The 23,441-nt window shown below is 40.6% G+C and carries 20 protein-coding genes, 2 tRNA genes and 1 pseudogene; 13 read left to right on the top strand and 10 right to left on the bottom strand.

Annotation, left to right across the window (positions count from 1 at the left end):
- The first annotated feature begins 67 nt into the window (after positions 1 to 67).
- The 3 genes from fabI to gstA all read left to right on the top strand — a co-directional run bounded on the left by fabI (position 68) and on the right by gstA (position 3,150).
- Positions 68 to 856 (top strand): enoyl-ACP reductase FabI, encoded by a 789-nt coding sequence (fabI, locus tag ACGF63_RS02210; protein ID WP_036849514.1) that lies wholly within the window; start codon positions 68 to 70, stop codon positions 854 to 856.
- 415 nt (positions 857 to 1,271) lie between these two features.
- Positions 1,272 to 2,030 carry a hypothetical protein gene (locus ACGF63_RS02215; RefSeq protein ID WP_387628561.1) on the top strand — a complete coding sequence of 253 codons (759 nt, stop codon included), beginning with the start codon at positions 1,272 to 1,274 and terminating at the stop codon, positions 2,028 to 2,030.
- Positions 2,031 to 2,544: 514 nt separating this feature from the next.
- On the top strand, positions 2,545 to 3,150 hold the full coding sequence (gene gstA, locus ACGF63_RS02220; protein WP_036849512.1) for a glutathione transferase GstA: 606 nt from the start codon (positions 2,545 to 2,547) through the stop codon (positions 3,148 to 3,150).
- 71 nt (positions 3,151 to 3,221) lie between these two features.
- Here gstA and pdxY read toward each other — a convergent pair whose 3' ends face one another.
- From pdxY to anmK, 4 genes are all read right to left on the bottom strand, one after another.
- Positions 3,222 to 4,085 (bottom strand): pyridoxal kinase PdxY, encoded by an 864-nt coding sequence (gene pdxY, locus ACGF63_RS02225; RefSeq protein ID WP_036849511.1) that lies wholly within the window; start codon positions 4,083 to 4,085, stop codon positions 3,222 to 3,224.
- Between the two features lie 224 nt (positions 4,086 to 4,309).
- Positions 4,310 to 5,584: a tyrosine--tRNA ligase gene (gene tyrS, locus ACGF63_RS02230; RefSeq protein ID WP_036849510.1), complete on the bottom strand. Its 1,275-nt coding sequence runs from the start codon at positions 5,582 to 5,584 to the stop codon at positions 4,310 to 4,312.
- Between the two features lie 244 nt (positions 5,585 to 5,828).
- Entirely contained in the window at positions 5,829 to 6,482 is a 654-nt protein-coding gene (pdxH, locus tag ACGF63_RS02235) for a pyridoxamine 5'-phosphate oxidase (protein WP_036849509.1), read from the bottom strand.
- A 48-nt stretch (positions 6,483 to 6,530) separates the two neighbouring features.
- On the bottom strand, positions 6,531 to 7,643 hold the full coding sequence (gene anmK, locus ACGF63_RS02240; protein WP_387628596.1) for an anhydro-N-acetylmuramic acid kinase: 1,113 nt from the start codon (positions 7,641 to 7,643) through the stop codon (positions 6,531 to 6,533).
- Positions 7,644 to 7,987: 344 nt separating this feature from the next.
- Here anmK and ACGF63_RS02245 point away from each other — a divergent pair, with 344 nt between their 5' ends.
- Positions 7,988 to 8,458: a glycine zipper 2TM domain-containing protein gene (locus ACGF63_RS02245; protein WP_023045584.1), complete on the top strand. Its 471-nt coding sequence runs from the start codon at positions 7,988 to 7,990 to the stop codon at positions 8,456 to 8,458.
- A gap of 84 nt (positions 8,459 to 8,542) precedes the next feature.
- On the opposite strand, the gene slyA is transcribed toward ACGF63_RS02245, so the two are convergent.
- Positions 8,543 to 8,974: a transcriptional regulator SlyA gene (gene slyA / locus ACGF63_RS02250; RefSeq protein WP_036849508.1), complete on the bottom strand. Its 432-nt coding sequence runs from the start codon at positions 8,972 to 8,974 to the stop codon at positions 8,543 to 8,545.
- Positions 8,975 to 9,533: 559 nt separating this feature from the next.
- Positions 9,534 to 9,773 carry a DUF1289 domain-containing protein gene (locus ACGF63_RS02255; protein WP_036849507.1) on the bottom strand — a complete coding sequence of 80 codons (240 nt, stop codon included), beginning with the start codon at positions 9,771 to 9,773 and terminating at the stop codon, positions 9,534 to 9,536.
- A 172-nt stretch (positions 9,774 to 9,945) separates the two neighbouring features.
- On the opposite strand from ACGF63_RS02255, the gene gloA reads away from it, so the two are divergent.
- Positions 9,946 to 10,359: a lactoylglutathione lyase gene (gene gloA, locus ACGF63_RS02260; protein ID WP_036849506.1), complete on the top strand. Its 414-nt coding sequence runs from the start codon at positions 9,946 to 9,948 to the stop codon at positions 10,357 to 10,359.
- Complete coding sequence (gene rnt, locus ACGF63_RS02265) at positions 10,359 to 11,015, top strand: ribonuclease T (RefSeq protein ID WP_152961872.1); 657 nt, start codon at positions 10,359 to 10,361, stop codon at positions 11,013 to 11,015. The genes gloA and rnt overlap by 1 nt, the downstream gene beginning before the upstream one ends.
- 113 nt (positions 11,016 to 11,128) lie before the next feature.
- Here rnt and ACGF63_RS02270 read toward each other — a convergent pair whose 3' ends face one another.
- The gene (locus ACGF63_RS02270) at positions 11,129 to 11,476 is read right to left on the bottom strand and encodes a Grx4 family monothiol glutaredoxin (protein ID WP_036849618.1); all 348 of its coding nucleotides are present in this window, start codon (positions 11,474 to 11,476) and stop codon (positions 11,129 to 11,131) included.
- A 589-nt stretch (positions 11,477 to 12,065) separates the two neighbouring features.
- On the opposite strand from ACGF63_RS02270, the gene purR reads away from it, so the two are divergent.
- Positions 12,066 to 13,091 carry an HTH-type transcriptional repressor PurR gene (gene purR / locus ACGF63_RS02275; protein WP_132351625.1) on the top strand — a complete coding sequence of 342 codons (1,026 nt, stop codon included), beginning with the start codon at positions 12,066 to 12,068 and terminating at the stop codon, positions 13,089 to 13,091.
- A gap of 6 nt (positions 13,092 to 13,097) precedes the next feature.
- Here the strand turns inward: purR and punR are convergent, their stop codons facing one another.
- Positions 13,098 to 14,006, bottom strand: a complete 909-nt coding sequence (gene punR / locus ACGF63_RS02280; RefSeq protein ID WP_036849503.1) for a DNA-binding transcriptional activator PunR — start codon at positions 14,004 to 14,006, stop codon at positions 13,098 to 13,100.
- Between the two features lie 146 nt (positions 14,007 to 14,152).
- Here punR and punC point away from each other — a divergent pair, with 146 nt between their 5' ends.
- Both punC and cfa read left to right on the top strand, forming a co-directional pair.
- The gene (punC, locus tag ACGF63_RS02285; protein ID WP_387628569.1) at positions 14,153 to 15,352 is read left to right on the top strand and encodes a purine nucleoside transporter PunC; all 1,200 of its coding nucleotides are present in this window, start codon (positions 14,153 to 14,155) and stop codon (positions 15,350 to 15,352) included.
- 297 nt (positions 15,353 to 15,649) lie between these two features.
- Positions 15,650 to 16,801 (top strand): cyclopropane fatty acyl phospholipid synthase, encoded by a 1,152-nt coding sequence (gene cfa / locus ACGF63_RS02290; protein WP_387628572.1) that lies wholly within the window; start codon positions 15,650 to 15,652, stop codon positions 16,799 to 16,801.
- 177 nt (positions 16,802 to 16,978) lie between these two features.
- Here cfa and ACGF63_RS02295 read toward each other — a convergent pair whose 3' ends face one another.
- On the bottom strand, positions 16,979 to 17,956 hold the full coding sequence (locus tag ACGF63_RS02295; RefSeq protein ID WP_387628575.1) for a leucyl aminopeptidase: 978 nt from the start codon (positions 17,954 to 17,956) through the stop codon (positions 16,979 to 16,981).
- A gap of 427 nt (positions 17,957 to 18,383) precedes the next feature.
- Positions 18,384 to 19,040 (bottom strand): riboflavin synthase subunit alpha, encoded by a 657-nt coding sequence (locus tag ACGF63_RS02300; RefSeq protein WP_132351635.1) that lies wholly within the window; start codon positions 19,038 to 19,040, stop codon positions 18,384 to 18,386.
- A 226-nt stretch (positions 19,041 to 19,266) separates the two neighbouring features.
- Here ACGF63_RS02300 and ACGF63_RS02305 point away from each other — a divergent pair, with 226 nt between their 5' ends.
- From ACGF63_RS02305 to pykF, 4 genes and pseudogenes are all read left to right on the top strand, one after another.
- Entirely contained in the window at positions 19,267 to 20,640 is a 1,374-nt protein-coding gene (locus ACGF63_RS02305; protein WP_162524071.1) for an MATE family efflux transporter, read from the top strand.
- A gap of 170 nt (positions 20,641 to 20,810) precedes the next feature.
- Positions 20,811 to 20,887: transfer RNA gene (locus tag ACGF63_RS02310), tRNA-Val, on the top strand.
- A gap of 32 nt (positions 20,888 to 20,919) precedes the next feature.
- A tRNA-Val gene (locus tag ACGF63_RS02315) sits at positions 20,920 to 20,996 on the top strand.
- Positions 20,997 to 21,400: 404 nt separating this feature from the next.
- Positions 21,401 to 22,818, top strand: a pseudogene (gene pykF / locus ACGF63_RS02320) (pyruvate kinase PykF).
- Positions 22,819 to 23,441 lie beyond the last annotated feature (623 nt).

Below are 23,441 nucleotides of genomic sequence, written 5' to 3' on the forward strand. Positions count from 1 at the left end.
TATTATCTCTGTTAGCAATTCTAATCCATTAATATCATTACTGGCTTTATCACACAAGGATACTGTTATGGGCTTTATGACCGGCAAGCGCATTCTGATCACTGGCGTTGCCAGTAAACTCTCCATCGCTTATGGTGTTGCAAAAGCAATGCATGATCAGGGAGCCGAACTGGCTTTCACTTATCAGAATGACAAGTTGAAACCTCGTGTTGAAGAATTTGCGGCTTCCCTAGGCTCAACTATCGTTCTGCCTTGCGATGTTGCTGAAGATAAAAGTATTGAAACCCTGTTCACTGAATTGGGTAAAATCTGGCCAAAATTTGATGGTTTTGTTCACTCCATTGGTTTTGCACCTGCTGATCAGTTGGATGGTGACTATGTAAATGCCGTTACCCGCGAAGGCTTTAAAATCGCACACGACATCAGCTCTTATAGCTTTGTTGCTATGGCAAAAACTTGCCGTGAAATGCTGAACCCAAATTCTGCTTTGCTGACCCTCACCTATTTAGGGGCAGAGCGTGCAATCCCTAACTATAACGTGATGGGCCTGGCAAAAGCATCTCTGGAAGCTAACGTTCGTTATATGGCTAACACCATGGGTGCGGAAGGTATTCGTGTTAACGGTATCTCTGCTGGTCCTATCCGTACTTTGGCCGCTTCCGGCATCAAAGATTTCCGTAAAATGCTGGCTCACTGTGAATCCATTAACCCAATTCGCCGTACGGTAACAACTGAAGATGTCGGTAACGCTGCGGCATTTTTATGCTCGGATCTGTCCGGCGGTATTACCGGTGAAATCCTGCATGTGGATGGCGGTTTTAGCATTGCAGCAATGAATGAGCTGGAATTAAGATAATCTGGTTAATAATCATTGATTATTAACTTAATAAGGCCCGAAAAGTGAATTTTTTGGGCTTTATATTATAGATAAAAACAATAGATTAATTACTTAATTAAATTATCACTAATAGATAAGAATCAGTTTTAAATTAAAATATAAAAAATATTTAAAAAATCGATTAAAGCTTTTGTAATTAAAGAGTTAAATGATATCACCTTATAATTATTTTAATGAAATAAAAAATATCATCTCATTTTCTTGCACTAATCAGTAATCTGTCCTTTAATATAATCAATAAGTTAACTTTTATAAAGTCGATTACCAGTACAATATTTTATTTTTATTATCATTTTAACCTTTTAGTTCAGATATTATATTTCATACTTTTATAGGATTTAATAATGTTTATTATTTTAGCAAGGTGCATAAAATGAAAAATGACTTTTTAATTATATCCAATATGTTCAAATCAATTACGAATATAAAACTACCCGAATGTCTTAAAAATTATGACCCATCACAAGAAATTGATTCTTTTTGGCGTGAATTTAGTGGATCATTATATGGCTGGCCATCAGCACTGGAAAATTATGAATATGCATATAATTTCGATGAACAAGATATTGACACAATTATTAAGAATATAAAAAAAGTAACAACTTATTTAGGATCACTTAGCTGTGGATATTTAGGTCATGGCTATATTGCCATAGTCAGTCATGCATTGAAAGAAATTGAATCAGATTTTAGTAAAGTAAATAATTTTATTTCAAAAATACCACAATCATTTGAAATATCTAAAATTAACTTTGAGCATAAGAAAAATTTCGCCAGAAAAACACATATAAAAATTCAGAAATTATTAAAAAATATTCCCAACGGAGAAGATAAAAATCAAATATATAAAACTTACCTATTGATGGAAGAAATCATTTTAAACATATCAGATGTTTCATTTAGCCTGGAAACTATAAACAATTCAGTTAATAGGCTTAATGGACAAATAAAAACAATTAACGACACTTACAATGAGTTAATTGAATATTTTAACGAGGAAAATAAAAAAGATATTTTCACAAGAAACTATAGACAATGCATGGTTTACTTTAGTAACTTTACGGATAAATTCAATTTATTTTCTTATGATTATAAGTTATTTAATAAGAATAATGTATTAATCATCTTATAGCCAATATAAGATGAAATTATCAACAATCTCTATTATTTACTTTTTATAATATAATTAGTTGAAAATATGCTATATAACACAAAATACAAGTCAGTTCTGGATAATTAACTGCATCCAGAACTAACACTAAACTTCTATATTAGCCACCAATCTATTCAAAAATATTTTAAAAAAACAGAACACCAATGATATAAACAAAGAGATAAAAAAATCTCATCACGATACAATCACACACCTTATATTTATTTAATTATACCCTATAGATTTCAAGATGCATCGCGACGGCAAGGGAGCGAATCCCCGGGAGCATAGCGAACTATGTGACCGGGGTGAGCGAGTGCAGCCAACAAAGAGGTAACTTGAAAGATAACGGGTATATCAATTTGACATAACATATTTCCATATATCGTGATAATATATATCAAGGCTATGACAAAAGCCTTGCTGAGTTCCTTTGTCCCAGAACCTGTAATTTAAATTGTATTTACTACCGGAAACTTTTAAGGAGCGATACATGAAACTTTATTACCAACCTGGAACGTGTTCCCTATCTCCTCACATCATACTCCGTGAAGCAGGGCTTGATTTCAGCGTTATTAAAGTTGATCTAAAAACGAAAAAAACAGAGAACGGCGACGATTTTCTCGCAGTTAACCCAAAAGGCCAGGTACCAACTCTTCTGTTAGATAACAATGAGATCCTTACCGAAGGATCTGTTATTGTTCAATATATTGCAGACCAGAAACCGGAGAAAAAATTAATTGCACCCGCCGGGACGATGGAGCGATATCACCAGCTCGAATGTCTTAGTTATATTTCCAGTGAGATTCATAAAGGGTATTCACCACTATTTTTACCAGGAACACCAGACAATTATCTTCCTGTTGCTATTAATTATCTACTTAAAAAATTCCATTATATAGATGAAGTATTGGCAAACCAGCCCTACATTGCCGGAGATAATTTTACTGTTGCTGACGCCTATTTATTTACGGTCAGCAACTGGGCACCTTTGGTTCAGTTAGATTTATCCGGCCTGATACATCTTAAAGCCTATCAGGAAAAAATTGCAGAACGTCCAAACGTTCGTGATGCATTGAAAGCTGAAGGATTAATTTGATCTACAGATAAACAAACCGTTCCACACAACATCAGTGGAACGGTTAAATACATTATTAATCTAATTACGTATTAATCTAATTGTGTCGCACGAAATTCATGGTCAGGCGTCACCATTCTGTCTTGAGCAGCTACAATCTGTAACTCATATTCATCCATATCTTTGGTTGTTATCATAACTTCATAAACCGCAGCAGCGACATGTTCAAGAGCCGTTTGTAAAGACTCTCCTTTTAATAGATTAACTAATAGCAAACCGCTGGTTAAATCACCAACACCAACCGGCTGACGTTCGCCAAAATCCACTAAAAGCCGACTAACATGCCAACTATGCTCTTGAGTCACTAATAGCATTTCAAAACGATCAGCCCGATAACCAGCACGACTAAGATGTTTAACCAGTACAACATCCGGTCCTCTTTCGCACAGAGATCGGGCAGCCGTAACCGCCTGTTCTACATTGGTCACTTTCTGCATACTGAGCGTTTCAAGCTCCAGCAAATTTGGTGCAATGACATCACTCACAGGGAGCGCTTTTTCACACAAAAATTCAGCAACCCCGGGGGCAACAATACAACCTTTTTCTGGATGTCCCATAACAGGATCACAGAAATACCAAGCATCAGGATTCGCCGCCTTTACCCGTTTCACTATATCGATAATATGACTACCCTGCTCTGGTGAACCGATATATCCACTCAAAACTGCACTACAAGATTTGAGCTGTTCAATTTCTTCAATACCCTGAACGATTTCGGTGAGATGGTTAGCCGGCATAACACACCCTTTCCATTGAGCATATTGGGTGTGATTTGAAAACTGGACGGTGTTCAACGGCCAGACATTTACCCCCATCCGACGCATAGGGAATTCCGCAGCGCTGTTACCAGCGTGCCCAAAAACAACATGAGATTGAATCGAAAGGATATTTTTCACAATTGTGGCCTATATTTTTATTCTGGCTTCTGTTTGTAAGATAAAGTTAGGGTAAGAAAAAGGGCAACATTACCGTTGCCCATTTATACCCTTCATTTTTCAAGTTGCTGCTTTGTTGGCTGCTTTCATTTATCCCAGTCACAAAGTTATCTATGCTCCTGGGGATGCGTTCACTTGCCGCCGCGCTGCAACTTGAAATCTATTGGGTATATACGCAATATTGGTTATTTCCAGCAGATCAAGCAATCGTGTTTTTTGCCACGACGCAACAATGTGTAACGATCAAACAGACAATTACTGTTAGTAAACACATATTCAGGTTCAGACTGCTTTTCACCATTAACCGCAACAGCGTTGGAACTAATCATAGTCCGTGCTTGACCACGGGAAGGGACTAACCCGGCATTAACCAAAGCTTGTTGCAAATCTGCGCCTTTTTCCAACTCGATTACAGGCATACCATCCTGTGCCAGTTGAGCAAAATCCTCTTCGGTCAAATCAGCGACTGCACCGGAGAACAAACTTTCTGTAATACGTTTAGCGGCTGCCACCCCTTCTGCACCGTGCACCATGCCGGTGACCTGTTCTGCCAACTCGTACTGAGCACGAGGCGCTTTGCCGCTATTTCTGTCTTCTTCTTCCAAAGCATCAATATCTTCAAGACTCATAAAGGTAAAGAATTTCAGGAAGCGATAGACATCAGCATCCGCAGTGTTAATCCAGAATTGATAGAATTTGTATGGACTGGTTTTCTTCGGATCCAACCAAACAGCCCCACCTTCTGTCTTACCAAATTTAGTGCCATCAGATTTAGTAATCAGAGGAACAGTCATACCAAATACTTGTTTCTGGTTGATACGACGGGTTAAATCAATACCTGAAGTAATATTCCCCCACTGGTCAGAACCACCAATCTGCAACTCAACACCATGCACTTCATTCAGGCGGGCAAAGTCATACGATTGCAGCAAATTATAAGAAAACTCAGTGAAAGAAATACCCACATCATCACGGTTCAAACGCTGTTTAACCGCTTCTTTGTTAATCATCTGATTAACCGAGAAATGTTTGCCGATATCACGCAGGAAAGTCAAAACATCCATGTTGCCAAACCAATCATAATTATTGGCTGTTTTAGCGCTGTTCTCACCACAATCAAAATCCAGGAAAGGTGAAACCTGCCGGCGGATTTTTTCTACCCACTCTTTAACGGTATCTTCGGTATTCAATTTACGTTCAGTGGCTTTGAAGCTTGGATCGCCAATCAAACCCGTAGCCCCACCGACCAACGCCACAGGCTTATGCCCGGCCAGCTGGAATCGTTTTAAACACAGCAAGGGAACCAGATGCCCCAAATGCAAGCTGTCAGCGGTCGGATCGAAACCACAATAGAGGGAAACAGGGCCTTGCGCCAGTCTCTCTACTAACGCATTTTCATCCGTAACCTGGGCAATGAGGCCCCGCTCTTGCAGTTGTTTTATCAGGTTATTGCTAGACATTAATGGCTCCATCAGTTTATTTATTTTGTCTGTTGTATACCCGTTATCTTTCAAGTTGCCTCTTTGTTGGCTGCACTCGCTCACCCCGGTCACAGAGTTCGCTATGCGCCCGGGGATCCGCTCCCTTGCCGTCTCGATGCATCTTGAAATCTATAGGGTATATAAATCGCGATTCAAAAAGAGTGCGGCATAGCATAAAGCGCCAATACTATAAGTGCCAGTACTAAAAATAGTAATCCACGATTTATGGTGCAAGCCTGTCAATATGCCAGCTATCGCCTTCCCGTTGATAAATAAACCGGTCATGGAGCCGATTTGCACCACCCTGCCAAAACTCAACAGAATCAAAGGTCACTTTAAATCCTCCCCAAAAGCTGGGTAAAGGAACCTCACCATTTAGGAATTTCTGTTTTAGTTCAAGGAATTTCCCTTCCAAAACACCACGTGTGGAAATACGGGAAGATTGTTGCGACACCCATGCAGCAATCTGGCTATCTTTGGGGCGACTATGGAAATATTTCACCACTTCAACAGGAGAAAGGCGTTCAGCTTTACCCAGAAAAGAAACCTGCCTTTCCAGTGGATGCCAAGGGAAATGAAGACTGATTTTGTTATTCTGCGCCAAATGTTTCGCTTTTCGGCTGCCTAAATTTGTATAAAAAACCAAACTATTGGTATCAAAATGCTTCAATAACACAATACGTTGATATGGTTGACCATTCTCATCGACCGTTGCAATACACATTGCCGTTGGATCATACAATTTGGCTTCACATGCCTGCTTGAGCCAACGTTCAAAAAGTTCGATGGGTTCTTTAGTCAAATCTTTACGTCTTAACCCGCCACGGACATATTCGCGGCGTAACTCTGCAACATCAAATTCATTACGTTCTGACATTATGTAGCTCTGTTTATGATTTATCAAATACCAGACAGCTTACCATTGTTATTCATTAGTAACAGGATAAATTGCACCTAAAATAGTTTCACTGCTGGCGCCGGTAACAGAAGGTAAATTCCCTGAAGCTCCTGACATGGTACGGAATGCTAACCAGGCAAATGCCAGTGCTTCCATATCATCACCACTAAGACCATATTTATCTGTCGGACACACTTCTGTCCCCGGCAATAATGCAGAAAGTCGACTCATTATTTGTGGATTACGCGCGCCACCACCACAAACCAGCAGACGTTCGCACCCACCACTCAACATGATTTGCTGTGACACAGATACCGCTGTCAGCTCGGCCAGTGTGGCCTGAACATCAACGGGTAATATATCAGGAAAGTTAACCAATTTTGCTTCCAACCAACTCATATTGAAATACTCCCGGCCGGTGCTTTTAGGGGCTGGCCGCGAAAAATAGTGATCAGAGAGCATTTGTCTGAGTAAGCTGTTATTGACGGCACCCTCTCGTGCCCATTGACCATCTTTATCATAAGGTTTTTTCTGATGACGCCATACCCAGCTATCCATCAGCATATTACCCGGACCGGTGTCATACCCTTTAACTAACGATCCAGGTAACAGCGTCGTTATGTTAGCAATACCACCGATATTGAGAATTATCCTGCGTTCTGTTGGATGACCTAACACAGCGAAATGAAAAGCCGGAACCAATGGCGCACCCTGCCCACCATATGCCATATCCCGCCGGCGAAAATCACCAACAGTGGTCATCCCGGTTAAAGCCGCGATACGGTTATTATCGCCAAGCTGCATAGTGAAAGGCGTATGACTGTCCGGCTCATGCCAAACGGTCTGCCCATGACACCCTACAGCAATAATCTCATTTGAAGTTAACCCTGTTTTAACCAGTAAACCTTGTACGGCTTCAGCGAATAAAGAACCCAGTTCATAATCTAACCGGCCTATCGCAGATAATGTCGTTTGTTGCCCCTGACAAACTGCGAGAATTTTTTGCTTCAGTTCATATGGAAATGGATGTGAATAACTGGCTTGTTGAGCAACAACTTTATCGCTGATTGCTGCAAGCACCACATCAACCCCATCCAGACTTGTACCCGACATAACACCAATATAACGACCTGACTTCATAACCATTAATTTGCCTTCCTGCTTAGAATCTGTCTTGATAAAATCAGAAACCACGCCAATAACTATAAAGCGCAGTGGTTTTAGCTGTATATGGTTAATAGGAAAACAAAGGAATAAAACCTAAGTTTTGGAAACAACTTCACAAAAATGTGGAATTTTTCATTAATAGCTATTTCTTTTAAAAATCTCTATTGACGTTTAATATATGTTTAGCACTAGATTGCTAATGTACCGACTATTCTATCCGAATAAATTTTTTATTACTTGTTGCCAATGCCGGTTGTAGCTTGGTTGCCCATAAGCTATCAGATTTCCGCAGTCAGGCATTAAAATCAGGAGTTATTATGTTTAAGCATTTTTTAGTTAGCGCGGTTGCAGTCGCATCATTATCAGGCTGTGTCAACACCGATTCCCTTTCTGGTGATACCTATACTGCCGGACAAGCTAAACAAGTCCAGACAGTCTCTTACGGTACGATTGTTTCCGTTCGTCCTGTCAATATTCAAGCAGGCAGCAATGAGAATGTATTAGGTGCTATCGGTGGCGCAGTTCTGGGTGGCCTGGTTGGTAATACTATTGGTGGTGGCAGCGGCAACACATTGGCGACTGCTGCGGGTGCAGTTGCCGGTGGCGTTGCAGGCCAAAACATTCAGGGGGCACTCAACACAACTAAAGGTGTAGAATTGGAAATTCGTCGTGACAGTGGTGAAAGCATCATTGTTGTTCAAAAACAAGGCAAAACAGTCTTCAGTAAAGGCCAACGTGTCAGAATCGCAGGCCAGGGCAATAATCTGACGGTTTCACCTCGACAATAAAATATAGATAAGAAAACCGTGACTTCATCTTTGTAAGTCGCGGTCTTCTTTCATCCGGTTAGCATTTCATGGATATCGTAATTACTATCTACTCTGTAATTGGATAATATTTTGCTCTAGTTTCTGCACTAAAGTGGAAAGAAAAGCAAGTTCCTCGCGTGAAATACCATCCAGAATCTCATTTCTTGTCGATGCAATAACACCATCTAACTCCCTAATAACTGATGCAGAGTCTTCAGTCAGCTTGATTCTTTTTGCACGACGATCATTGGCACAAGTATGCCGAGTGATAAGTCTTTTTTCCTCAAGCTGATCTAATGTTCTGACTAAAGATGGTTGTTCAATACCGATAGCTTTCGCCAACTGTATCTGAGATTGCTCCTGGGGTAGCCGGCTAATATTGTATAGCGTTACCCAATGAGTCTGAGTTAATTCCAACGGCTTTAAACGATAATCAATTAAAGCACGCCAAATACGGACTAACCGTGCCAGATCTGATCCCAATGTAGATTCCAATTGTCCCTCCTTAAATAACTAGCCTACTAAACATAACAGCCAAATTTTTCTAAATCAGGCTAATTAGCCTTAAAAAAGTATATATAACTTCTGTGCAATCACAGTAAACTCTTAGTAACTAACTAATTCAGGTAACTATAACCAAGAACAACTAAACTTAAATTCAATTCAGAACAAAACAATTAACATACAATATTTTTAACACAAAAACTATCAGAACTATGAATACAAACAAATAGAAACCAATAAATATCATTCAATACTTTATTCCAAGTACTATAAGGATAGCTGTCATCTAAATGCTAAGCTATCTATTTTTACATTAATGTTGTTTTTATTTTACATTTGTCACACAATCAAACTAAAAATTCCATTTAAAACATAAAGTTATAAAAACACTCAAAATAAAAACCGTTAGCCTTCACGCTAAGCAATAAATAAAAAAATAACAAACAAAACACCGTAAATTATAGTAGAACATTTATAACTTCGCCAAAAATATAACCCTATATAAGTAAATCATTGAATTGTTAACTCTAATAACCTCAAAATTTTCTAATTAAAATAGTGATGGCTGCTCAGGGAGTTCTTCATCTGTCTGATTTTGTGCTCTCACTGTACGTAAATATCTTTGCCGGCACAATCTCAATACTTCACGCTTTTGCCCGTCTGACATTTTCATCCAATTAAACCTTTCTTCCCGGCTGCGATAACATCCCAAACAAAAACCCCGCTCATTAGCCTGACAGATTCCTCGACAAGGGCTGGGAATAGCAAAGAACTCCAGTTGCTCGACCATCACATCCCCTTTCCTATACAATTCATATACTATATTTAATTATAAACCCAGATGAGAATAAATTATAATTATGGATAAATTGAACTGTAACCGTAAGACACGTTATAGTTAGTGGTTTTTGTACGGCAGACCGCACAAAAATACTGGTAAAACCATTAAATGAGAGGTAATTATGCGCTTACTCCATACCATGATCCGCGTTGGTGATCTGCAACGCTCCATTGATTTTTATACTGAAGTATTCGGAATGCGCCTACTGCGCGTCAGTGAAAATACAGAATATAAGTACTCACTCGCCTTCGTTGGCTACACAGATGAAAGCGAAGGGGCGGTGATCGAGTTAACTTATAACTGGGGAGTTGACCATTATGCAATGGGAGATGCCTTTGGTCATATTGCATTGGGTGTCGATGATGTCGCAGCCACTTGCGAATCTATTCGCAAAGCAGGTGGTAACATTACCCGTGAAGTCGGCCCGGTAAAAGGTGGAACAACCATTATTGCTTTCGTTGAAGATCCGGATGGTTACAAAATTGAACTTATTGAAAACACAAATGCCAGCAACGCCCTGGGTAACTCAATCTGATGTCTGACAAAAAAGAGCTAAACGTCCTTAGTGGGCGTTTTCGAGGTTATTACCCTGTCGTTATTGATGTTGAAACTGGCGGCTTTAGTGCCAAAACAGACGCGTTACTTGAAATTGCCGCTATCACACTGGAGATGGATGATCAAGGTTGGCTGGCGCCCAGCGAATCACTTCATTTCCATATTGAGCCATTTGAGGGAGCAAATCTTGAACCAGCAGCCCTGGAGTTTACCGGCATCGATCCATCAAATCCGCTACGTGGAGCAGTGAGCGAGTATGAAGCTTTGCACGCTATTTTTAAAATGGTTCGTAAAGGAATAAAAAACAATCATTGCAGCCGGGCCATTATCGTTGCGCACAATGCTAACTTTGATCATAGCTTTGTTATGGCTGCCGCAGAACGCGCCAGACTGAAACGGAATCCATTTCATCCATTTGCGACTTTTGATACAGCTGCTTTAGGCGGTCTGGTATTAGGACAAACGATTTTAGCAAAAGCCTGCGCTACAGCCGGGATCCCATTCGACAATAATCAGGCTCACAGCGCCTTATATGATACTGAACGTACCGCTAAATTATTCTGTGAAATGGTTAATCGCTGGAAACAACTTGGTGGCTGGCCCTTAGCGACAACAGAAGAAGAAAAAATCGGATAAACTTATAGCTAACTATAAGATTAATACAATCAAATTAAAATTTAAGCAATAACAAAACCCCCATATATCAGCATATGGGGAGATAGCATAATAGCCTGTCGCTAATTTAAAAATTATTCTGTCGCGTTTTCGTCCTGAACACGATATTTATCAGCGGTTTCTTTAATTAATGTTTGTAACTCACCACGCTGATACATCTCAATGATAATATCGCATCCACCGACCAACTCACCCTCGACCCAAAGCTGAGGAAAAGTCGGCCAGTTAGCATATTTTGGTAATTCTGCACGAATATCTGGATTTTGTAAAATATCTACATAAGCAAAACGTTCACCACATGCAGATAAAGCCTGAACAGCCTGTGCAGAAAATCCACAATTTGGTAATTTAGGAGAGCCTTTCATATACAGTAGAATCGGGTTCTCTTTAATTTGGCGCTCAATCTTATCAATAGTCGTCATTTTTATTTCCTTTAAACCAACAGTATGTTGATAACCAACATCGTCACAATATTGGCGGAGAATACCATTTTCTTTCACCAATATGCATCCTGATATTTTCTTATCCTTGAACAGATGGTCTCTTTTTGACTGTTATATTCAAAGGGCAGATAAGCCATTGAAGCTGCCTGCCCTCTTTCCTTTCAATATAAAAACCCAATTTTTACATCACCTAATCAATTCAAAACATCAGGCAAAGATCACGCAAACAGCGGCAAAAATGGCAATCATCACCAACGTGCTCACCGCAGTAAATAAGCCAAGCTTCAAATCGGTATTCATCGATCCCCCTCAGAATAGAAGTCTATAACCACAAATACCATTCAGTTAACATGGTTAATTATCCTTAACATTAAGGAAAAAACATAAAATAGCGATTACCCTGTATTTTATAACATTGATTATTGCTTTCACTTTTGAGCCAGATCAGACAAAATTCAGGATTTATCGCTAACTTATTGCCAGCAGACACCCTAATGTATAAAGATACTGGCAAACGATTAACAAAGTGCTTTAAATTTAGACCAAAAGGTCAGGAGTCTTTCATCTCATGGCAACGATCAAAGATGTGGCTAAACACGCTAGCGTTTCAACCACTACCGTATCCCATGTTATTAATAAAACCCGTTTCGTCGCCGAAGATACTAAGGCTGCCGTTTGGGCTGCTATCAAAGAACTGAATTATTCACCCAGTGCCGTTGCCCGCAGTCTGAAAGTTAACCATACAAAATCGATCGGATTACTGGCAACGTCCAGCGAAGCCCCCTATTTTGCTGAAGTCATTGAATCTGTTGAAAATAGTTGTTATAGCAAAGGCTATACGCTGATTTTGTGTAACTCACACAATAACATTGATAAACAGAAAGCCTATCTGTCCATGCTGGCACAAAAACGGGTGGATGGGTTGCTGGTGATGTGCTCAGAGTACCCGGAACAGTTGTTGGGAATGTTAGAAGATTATCGCAATATTCCCATGGTCGTCATGGATTGGGGGCAAGCCAGAAGTGATTTCACTGATACCATTATTGATAACGCATTCCACGGTGGTTATCTGGCTGGTCGTTATCTTATTGAGCGTGGTCATCGTGATATTGGTGCAATCCCTGGTCCCCTGGCACGAAATACCGGTGGTGGCCGTCATCAGGGATTCTTGAAAGCATTAAAAGAAGCCAGCATTCCAATCAGAGAAGAGTGGATTGTTCAGGGGGATTTTGAACCAGAATCGGGCTACAAAGCTATGCATCAAATTCTGAATCAAAAACAGCGCCCGACTGCGGTTTTCTGTGGTGGCGATGTTATGGCAATGGGGGCTATTTGTGCTGCTGATGAATTAGGATTACGCGTCCCACAAGATATTTCTGTGATCGGTTACGATAATATACGCAACGCCCGTTATTTCTCTCCGGCATTGACAACGATTCATCAGCCAAAAGAACGCCTGGGGCAAATGGCATTTTCTATGTTACTGGACAGAATAGTCAGTAAACGTGAAGATGCACAAACTATCGAAGTACATCCACGTTTGGTTGAACGGCGTTCTGTCGCAGATGGCCCATTTATCGACTATCGCCGTTAATTTTCCCTATTCATCCTGAAGCCATTCAGCATTAAGTGTTTCACTATCGCCAAGATAGTCCAGAAGCCAACTTAATGCCGGAGAATGGCTATTTTGCACCCATGTCAAACAGCATGGGCTATCAGGCAAAGGCTGCTCTAATCCCAATGCTTCCAGTTTCTTCTGCCGGATCAGCGGCATTGCCCTGTGCTTAGGCACCATCCCCACACATAAGCCCTTGTTCAGACAAGCCAGACCAGATTCCCAATCAGGAACCACCAACCTGCGCTGATTATCCAGAGTCCAGGTATCACGCTTTGGTAAATTGCGGGATGTATCCTCAAGGCACAAGCTAGGATAAGGTCGCATTTGATCATCAGACAATGGACCGTTCAACTGAGTCAAAGCATGACCGATGCTGACGACACACAACCAGGGCATAAATCCCATATCCCGGAAACTGTACCTTTCCCCTACCGGCGCTACCCGGGTGGCACCAATTGCAACATCAACCCGACCATCCACCAGCGCGTCCCATACACCATTGAATACTTCCTGATGAATAAACAGCTCTATATCAGGAAAATGATGATAAAAATCAAGGATAAGCTGACGACTGCGTTCTGGTTTAACAACCCGGTCAATAGCAATACTGAATTGCCCTCTCCAGCCATTTGCAACCTGCTGGCACTGATGACGAGTGTCAATCATTTTTTTGATAACAGCGCGAGCCTCTTTGATAAAAATAGTGCCTGACTCAGTTAATTCCACATCCCGATGACGACGTTCAAACAACGGGACGGCAAGCCACTCTTCCAATTGTCTTACGGTATAACTGATTGCAGAAGGGACGCGGTGGAGTTCTGATGCAGCGGCACTAAAACTTCCCGTTCTGGCAACAGCATCCACAACTTCAAGTGAATATTCTGACCACATAATTTTACCTTTCAATTTTTTTCATAGCATTATCCAAATATTACCGTTTCACAAGTAAAAATCACGGCATATAGAATATGTATAAATATTCTTATCTACCTACACAGCAAATTATTTCAATCATGACATCCAAAGAGAATAATCAAATGAAAAACTCAAGTCAGTTCATGTTCTACCTTGCAGGCTTGAGTATGCTGGGTTACCTGGCTATTGATATGTATCTACCGGCATTCGGCCCTATGCAACAAGAATTGGGCACATCGGCGGGAGCAATCAGTGCTAGCCTGAGCATCTTTCTTGCAGGCTTTGCCTTTGCTCAGCTTTTATGGGGGCCTCTTTCAGATCGCTTTGGAAGAAAACCGATTATCATCACCGGGTTATTAATGTTTTCTGTTGGCTGTCTGGGTATGCTTTGGATAACAGACGCCACGCAACTTTTAGTTTTGCGTTTTATCCAAGCCATAGGTGTTTGTTCAGCCGCGGTTTCATGGCAAGCATTAGTTATTGATCGTTATGACGCCAACCATACCAAACGCGTTTTTGCCACGATCATGCCACTGGTCGCACTTTCCCCTGCCCTGGCGCCTTTGATGGGAGCCTGGCTGTTACAACATGGCAGCTGGCGCATCATTTTCCTGGTATTACTGGCAATTACATTATTACTGCTGTTGCTTACGCTATTTCTGCAAGAAAACCGCAAAAAAAACAGTGAAACTGAAACGCAGAAAAACCATGTATCTTTCTTTACGTTACTAAAATCGCCGGTGTTCAGTGGCAACGTCCTGATATTTGCATCATGTAGCGCTGGTTTTTTCGCTTGGCTAACAGGTTCACCTTTTATTCTTGGCAAGATGGGATATGGCCCAAATAACATCGGCCTAAGTTACGTGCCACAAACATTAGCCTTTATGGCCGGTGGTTATGGATGCCGCAGTATCTTGAACAAAATAAGAAGTGAAATTGTTTTCCCTTATTTGTTGGTTGGCTATGCTGTCAGCATGATTGTGCTGTATTTAATCGCAAAATTCAGCGAACCAACCATATTGACTATTCTGATTCCTTTCTGTTTTATGGCCGCTATGAATGGTGCTTCATATCCCATTGCAGTCGCTAATGCTTTATCCGTTTACCCACAAGACAGTGGAAAAGCCGCCGCATTGCAAAACACCCTCCAATTGGGGCTCTGTTTTATTGCCAGCCTGGTTGTTTCAGCATTTGTCAACAATCCACTTATATCGACAACCACTGTCATGGCTTCTACCGTTATTCTGATGGCACTAGGATATTTTATACAGTGGAAAAAAAAATCTGATCGCTATATTCAAGCTGTTGAAAAACATTCCTGATATTAATCAAATCGTTACTTCAATAAAGGCTGTTAATTATCAATTAATTACAGTCTTTATTTATTAATTGATGAAACAATTTTCTGCTTTTATACTCATACAAGTTCCTTATTCTAAATATAACCTGAATTTGAAGTTTTCAGGGGCAATGATAACCCCCATTAAGCTTTGGATTAGTAATTTTTAGGGTTTCTCGCTTTAATTCTTTGCTATTTTTTGCATTTTGCTCCCTCGCATTCTGCTTTGTTAGCTAAAACGAGCCCCTCAATATTCCACCACCCTAACCTTGGAGAGTATATGAGTTCATCGCACATTGAAAACCAAAAAAACGTCACTAATTCCTGGCAGCGAATTGCTAATGAAATGCTACAAGAAGCAGGGATTCAGATTAATGGTCACAATCCCTATGATATCCAGGTAAAAAACCCTGATTTCTATAAAAGAGTTTTACAACAGGGCTCAATGGGATTAGGTGAAAGCTATATGGATGGCTGGTGGGATTGTGAGCGATTAGATATTTTCTTTTATCGCGTTTTCCGTGCTGGATTAGAAAATAAAATGCCCAATAATTTCAAAGATACACTGAAAATCGCAATAACCCGCTTACGTAATTTACAAACGCCAAAACGGTCATGGATTGTCGGTCATAAACATTATGATTTAGGCAATGATCTTTTTACCCGTATGCTTGACCCTTATATGCAATATTCCTGCGGATACTGGAAACAAGCAGAAACATTAGAACAGGCTCAACTTGATAAATTGAAGCTCATCTGCGAGAAATTAGCACTTTCTCCAGGTATGACCTTGCTGGATATTGGGTGTGGTTGGGGAGGGCTATCGCTTTATGCTGCGAAAAACTATGGTGTTTCCGTAACGGGTGTAACCATTTCCGCTGAACAACAGAAATATGCCCAGGAACAATGTGCAAATCTGGACGTAAACATTATTCTGAAAGATTATCGGGATTTACATAAGCAATTTGATAGGATTGTTTCTGTTGGTATGTTTGAACACGTCGGACCGAAGAATTATTCAACCTACTTCGACGTTGTTCAAAGAAACCTGAAACCTGAGGGTTTATTCCTGCTGCATACCAGCGGCTCCCTCAAAAGTAAAGCCAGCGCTGACCCGTGGATCAGCAAGTATATTTTTCCTAACGGCTGCTTGCCTTCTATAGAGCAAATAGCACACACCAGCAAAAACCGTTTTGTTATGGAAGATTGGCATAATTTTGGTGCAGATTATGATCGCACACTGATGGCCTGGCATGAAAAATTTATTGCCTGTTGGCCGGAAATACAAGATAACTATAGCCCAACATTTAAACGTATGTTTAGCTATTACCTGAATGCCAGTGCAGGTGCATTTCGTGCGCGCGATATTCAATTATGGCAAATCATGTTCAGCCCAAAAGGTATTGAAGGCGGATTACGAGTAGCCCGGTAATTAACCCAAAGCTACAGTGGGAACCCACTGTAGCTTATATACCCGTTATCGTTCAAGTTGCCTCTTTGTTGGCTGCACTCGCTCACCCCGGTCACATAGTTTGCTATGCTCCCGGGGATTCGCTCCCTTGCCGTCGCGAGGCATCTTGAAATCTATAGGGTATAGATGTATTTTTCACTAACGAAAATAACCAACATAGCCATTATCAAAAAAGGTCGTTTGATCAAATGCTATTTTTCCACCAGAAAATATCAAATCTAAATGATGGCTTCCCTTTACACCGCCTCCCAAGCCAAGATGTAAACCAGGATGGCGTTCTTCAAAACCTGCATTTCTGCCGTAAAGCGCTTTCACTCCCGTGTTGGTGCCAATACCAAATTCTTCAACGATACGATTTCCGTGATTATGGTTTAGATATAAATTAAAGTCTCTATTAAATTCTGCATTGTCACAATCAAACCCAATGATTTCACCCTCTTTTATATTTATCGTCATCATATCATTGACAACCCCATATTTTATGGCAAATGGCGCAGTACTCAAAAAAGTGCCACTAAAACTAACACTACCGTTAAGATTCTTTATATGGCTCGCAATTTCCCCAGGAATAACATCAAGATTTCCATTACCATCAATGGATGTCCACTTATGGTCTTTCTCCAAATAACCTATAATTGAGTTTCCTTGATTATCTGTATATTGAATCTTCTGTGATTGACTTGATAGTTCAATCAGCTTTTTGTTCCTTTCTGTTATTGATGTTTGTGGTTCACTGAATGCCTCAATAAAATGAGGACCATAATCTTTAAACAGTACTGATTTCTTCCACGATTCAGTAATAAATTTTCTTATTTTGATTAAATATTCTGGCCCTTGTGGAGATACATTCTTTAATGTTGATGATGCGTAAAGAAAGATAAATAAATCACAATCGGATATTTTTTGTTTTATATCGTCTGCTGATGTTTCTTCTAAAGAAGCGAAATCGGATTTTACATTAAAATTCTTTTCATATCCATGCATCTTTTGTGCAATATCGCTATGCTCAGTATCAGATCCAATCAATATTTTTATATATTCACCCTTTTTTACCTTATCCAAAATTGCGGGATGATATGATACACAGCGATACATATTTTCAAAACTTTTATCCATGAGGGCAATCCTATTTACTTTTAAGTAAGGGGAAACCCCCTTACTTCAATTATAGAGAACCGCTAAGGGCTTTATTATAGAAATCATTAAGGCCAAAGTGCTGTACCAAAGGGTACAATAGCTTGTGCATTCATCATTTCAACAGCATCATCATGTGTAGGTTCTTCAAGCCATTCATCTAATTCAATCGCGTTTTCCATTAAAATAGTCTCTAAGAATATAATGGTAAGGTTAACCTGCACTTTACGAAAAAGCGCATTAACACAATAATAACAATAGAAACTATATTAAGTAACATAATACACATAATACTGAGATGCAAATCACAAAATGATCACTAATAGGCTCAACGAGCCTTGTTGGAATACAGGCTAATTTTGTTCGGAAGCGACAAGCTAAGCCTTCCTGTCGCTTCTTAATTTATTGATTATTCGCCAATAACAGTGGCTGACTGCTGAGAGATAACGCGTTCCCGTTCTTTCTGAGCAAGAACGCGTTCCACTGTATCGACAAGCGCCTGAGTCTGTGAGTCAATCTCAATATTCACTTTATGACCAAGACGTTTTTTACCTAATGTTGTACGCTCCAGTGTTTCAGGGATAAGGTGGACACAAAAACGATTATTCACAACATCACCAATCGTCAGGCTAATCCCATCAATGCCGATAAATCCTTTATGCAGGATATATTTCATCAATTGCTTATCGTGGATCCTGAACCATATTTGATGATTATTTTCTGAAGTGAAAATTTTAGCGATCTCAGCAACAGTGATGATATGACCGGACATCAAATGCCCACCAATTTCATCACCAAATTTAGCAGCCCGCTCCAGGTTCACATAATCCCCTACCTGTAAATCGCCAAGATTGGTCAAGCGCAGCGTCTCTTTCATTAAATCGAAACTGACCTCATCGCCTTCTATTTTGGTTACCGTCAGACAACAACCGTTATTAGCAACCGATGCGCCTGTTTCAATACCTCGCAATAATTCAGCCGGGAATTTAACGATATGAGTCCGAAAATTATTTTTCTCATCAATAGCAACTAATGGTGCTTTTCCCTGAACGATACCCGTGAACATAGAAGAACCTCGTGATGACCATGTAAAATTATTAGTGAGTTTATATCAAGTTGTCACTGATAAATACCACCTGAGCATTTAAATATAAACTCAGCATTATTGTTGGCTAATATAGTATTAAACAGATACAATACCCCGGTTAGTAAACGGTTGCTTTTTCAAAAATCGTTTCTTATATGCAGGAGTTTTTCTTAATATTCTTTTACTTTTAAAAAAGGTGTAATACGTGCAGAAGTATTTAAAAGAAGCGCGTAGTCTTCTCGCTCTGGGGATCCCCGTCATTATTGCCCAATTCTCACAAACTGCAATGGGGGTTGTGGATACCGTTATGGCGGGTAGCGTTAGTGCAACAGAAATGTCCGCGGTTGCTGTTGGTACCTCTATCTGGCTGCCAGTGATTTTATTCGGTTACGGCTTACTATTAGCTTTGACACCCATTATTGCGCAAATGAACGGTTCTGGTCGCAGGAACCTGATTGCCAATCAAACTCAGCAAGGATTCTGGTTAGCGACTTTCCTCTCAATCATCATTATTGTTATTTTATACAACAGCAAATTTCTTATTGACAGGCAACACAATATAGACCCGCTTTTGGCAGAAAAAGCGGTTGGATTTATCCACGCAATAATGTGGGGTGCACCGGGCTATCTGTTTTATCAGGTACTCCGTAATCAATGTGAAGGTTTATCGAAAACCAAACCAGGAATGATCATTGGTTTTTTAGGATTACTACTTAACATTCCGATTAACTACGTACTCATTTACGGTAAATTCGGTGCTCCCGCTCTGGGTGGTGTTGGCTGCGGTGTCGCCACTGCCAGTGTTTACTGGGCCATGTTCCTGTCAATGCGCTGGTATGTAAAACATTCATCATCACAAAAGGATATCCGCCCTAAACATCGTTTTGCGGCACCTGAATGGCATACCTTGAAACGCATTTCGGCCCTTGGTTTGCCTATTGCTATGGCCGTGTTTTTTGAAATTACGCTGTTTGCGATAGTGGCATTATTGGTCACCCCTTTAGGCATTACCGCGGTTGCCGGGCACCAGATTGCACTGAATTTCAGTTCATTGATGTTTATGTTCCCAATATCTTTAGCCGCGGCAACCACTATCCGCATTGGCTACAACCTGGGGAAAAAATCTACCGAAAATGCCCGGATATCAGCTTATGCCGGTCTTGCCGTCGGTTTGATGTTTGCCTGCTTAACCGCAGCCTTTACTGTCATTTTGCGAAAGCCAATTGCCTTGATGTATAACGACAACCCTGACGTTATCATCATGGCGTCCAATCTGATGCTGTTTGCCGCTTTTTACCAACTCTCTGATGCCATACAGGTGGTGGGTTCCGGTGTTTTACGTGGCTATAAAGATACGCGTTCTATCTTCTATATCACTTTCATCGCCTACTGGATTCTGGGGCTGCCAAGTGGTTACATTCTGGGATTAACCGACTATGTTGTACCCGCTATGGGGCCACAAGGATTTTGGATTGGCTTTATTATTGGCCTGACCGCATCAGCAGTGATGATATCCTGCCGTATTTTGTGGGCACAAAAACAATCAGATGAGGTCATTCTGCGACGCTCAAGCCACTGATTTGCTTTCCCTAAAACCGGGGACAAATATTTAACTGGTGGAATAAACGACAAATTCGCTGTAGCAGATGCAAATACGAACAGTTGAACAACAATTTGTATTATTCCCCTTGCCAGAAGGCTCACTCGCCGCTAATATTCGTCCCCGTTGTCACCAATGCAATTTAGATTGCGTCCGTAGCTCAGTTGGTTAGAGCACCACCTTGACATGGTGGGGGTCGGTGGTTCGAGTCCACTCGGACGCACCAGATTGCTTGATTGATAGCGCTCTCTTTTTAGTGCGTCCGTAGCTCAGTTGGTTAGAGCACCACCTTGACATGGTGGGGGTCGGTGGTTCGAGTCCACTCGGACGCACCAAATCTCTAGAATTATTTTCTGTTCTGAAGTAGTCAGTTGACCGTTCACAAGAAAATTACGCAACAAATTACAACACCCTGCCGTTATTTGCGTTATTTCTTCGTCCTAACGTTATAATTAATTCATATAATCATTTTTTGATTCATTTCACAGAAATAAATCTCTATAATACGGCCCAATTTATAGTTGAATGGTTTCAGCAAATTAATTTGCTGAACGCTAAAAAATTACAGACTGATAGTCTGTATAAGCTCACATAATTACATATGACTGATTTCACACAAAAAATCCCCGTCGCTTGCCCTCAATGAAGTTGCGCAACATTCAGCACCCTATGGTATCTGCGCAAACCATAAAGTTAGCGGTTCACTATTTTATCCATTAAAACCTGTAGATAAGTTGCCATGAAAAAAACCAAAATTGTTTGTACTATCGGACCAAAAACAGAATCCGAAGAAAAACTGACCGAGCTGTTGGATGCAGGCATGAATGTTATGCGCCTCAACTTTTCGCACGGAGACTATGAAGAGCACGGCCAGCGTATTCAAAATATCCGTTCAGTTATAACTAAGACAGGTCAACAGGCAGCTATTCTGCTGGATACTAAAGGCCCTGAAATTCGTACCATGAAGCTGGAAAGCGGCAATGATGTCTCCCTGACTGCGGGTCAGACTTTCACTTTTACCACCGACACCACCGTTATCGGTAATAAAGACCGCGTTGCTGTCACTTACAGCGGTTTCCCTGCGGATCTGGCTCCAGGTAACACCGTTCTGGTTGATGATGGCCTGATCGGCATGAAAGTTAAAGAAGTCACTCACTCAGAAGTCATTTGTCAGGTTTTGAACAACGGTGATTTGGGTGAAAATAAAGGTGTTAACCTGCCAGGTATATCTATCAGCTTGCCTGCCTTGGCAGAAAAAGATAAACAAGATTTGGTCTTTGGCTGCCAGCAAGGTGTTGATTTCGTCGCCGCTTCTTTCATCCGTAAACGCTCTGACGTTCTGGAAATCCGCGAACATTTGAAAGCGCACGGTGGTGAAAATATTCAAATCATCTCTAAGATTGAAAATCAGGAAGGTCTGAACAACTTTGATGAGATCCTGGAAGCTTCTGATGGGATCATGGTTGCCCGCGGTGATCTCGGTGTTGAAATCCCGGTAGAAGAAGTTATCTTCGCTCAGAAGATGATGATTCAAAAATGTAACATGGCCCGCAAAGTTGTTATCACTGCAACTCAAATGCTCGATTCCATGATCAAAAACCCACGCCCTACCCGTGCTGAAGCCGGTGACGTAGCTAACGCCATTTTGGATGGTACTGACGCAGTTATGCTTTCCGGTGAAAGTGCAAAAGGCAAATATCCGGTAGAAGCGGTGACTATCATGGCAACGATTTGTGAGCGCACAGATCGTGTCATGCCAAGCCGCATTGAAGCTGTCAATTGCCGTAAATTGCGCGTGACCGAAGCAATATGCCGTGGCGCCGTTGAAACAGCCGAAAAACTGGAAGCGCCTTTGATTGTAGTCGCGACCTATGGCGGTAAGTCTGCTAAATCTATCCGTAAGTACTTCCCTGGCGCACCTATTCTGGCATTAACCACCAACGAAGTGACTGCACGCCAATTGCTATTAGTTAAAGGAGTTTCTACTCAAATCGTTAAAGAAATCGCCTCTACCGACGATTTCTACCGCATCGGTAAAGAAGTAGCGCTGGTCAGTGGGCTAGCGAAGAAAGGAGAAATCGTGGTTATGGTATCTGGTGCTCTGGTGCTCTGGTGCCAAGTGGTACAACCAATACATCATCTGTCCACGTTCTTTAATTTGATATGTAGATTTATTTCTGAAACACCGCCGCTTTTGCGGTGTTTCAGGACATTATTTAGGTGTATGACCTTTCGTATAGCCGATATTGGGCGCTATTATTGGGTTGGAGGGTATTTTCGAGAGACTTAATGCTTAAGGTTCAGTGTATGAAAACCGAATAAGAATTCAGGGGTCAGCCAGAATAAATCAGGAAAACAACAAATCAGATCAGGTATTTCCTGACCGGATGTTAACCGGGATATAAATAATTAATCGGGCTATTCCCGTTCCATCAATGAGTCGATTCATTAATAGGATGGACTGTTACTGAATAATCCGACTCTCCTAATAGGTGCATATAAAAATCAACTATTTTTATCAAATAGCACAATATGTTAAATACCAAATAAATATAAACGCTGATACAAGAAGATAAATTACATAATATTTACATAAAATGAAAAAGCTCGCTTATTCTTATATAATTAGGATAATCAATTCCAAATGAAAACGTTAAATTTATGTTATTATTAAGTTAATTTCATTATATTCATCACAGCTAAGGTCATTTTCAAGTCTGCAATCAAATACATAAAAATCCCGGTTATTTATTCTATGCTTAATAGTCAAAATAGTTCAA

Source organism: Photorhabdus sp. RM322S (assembly GCF_042879395.1).
Lineage (GTDB): Bacteria > Pseudomonadota > Gammaproteobacteria > Enterobacterales > Enterobacteriaceae > Photorhabdus > Photorhabdus khanii.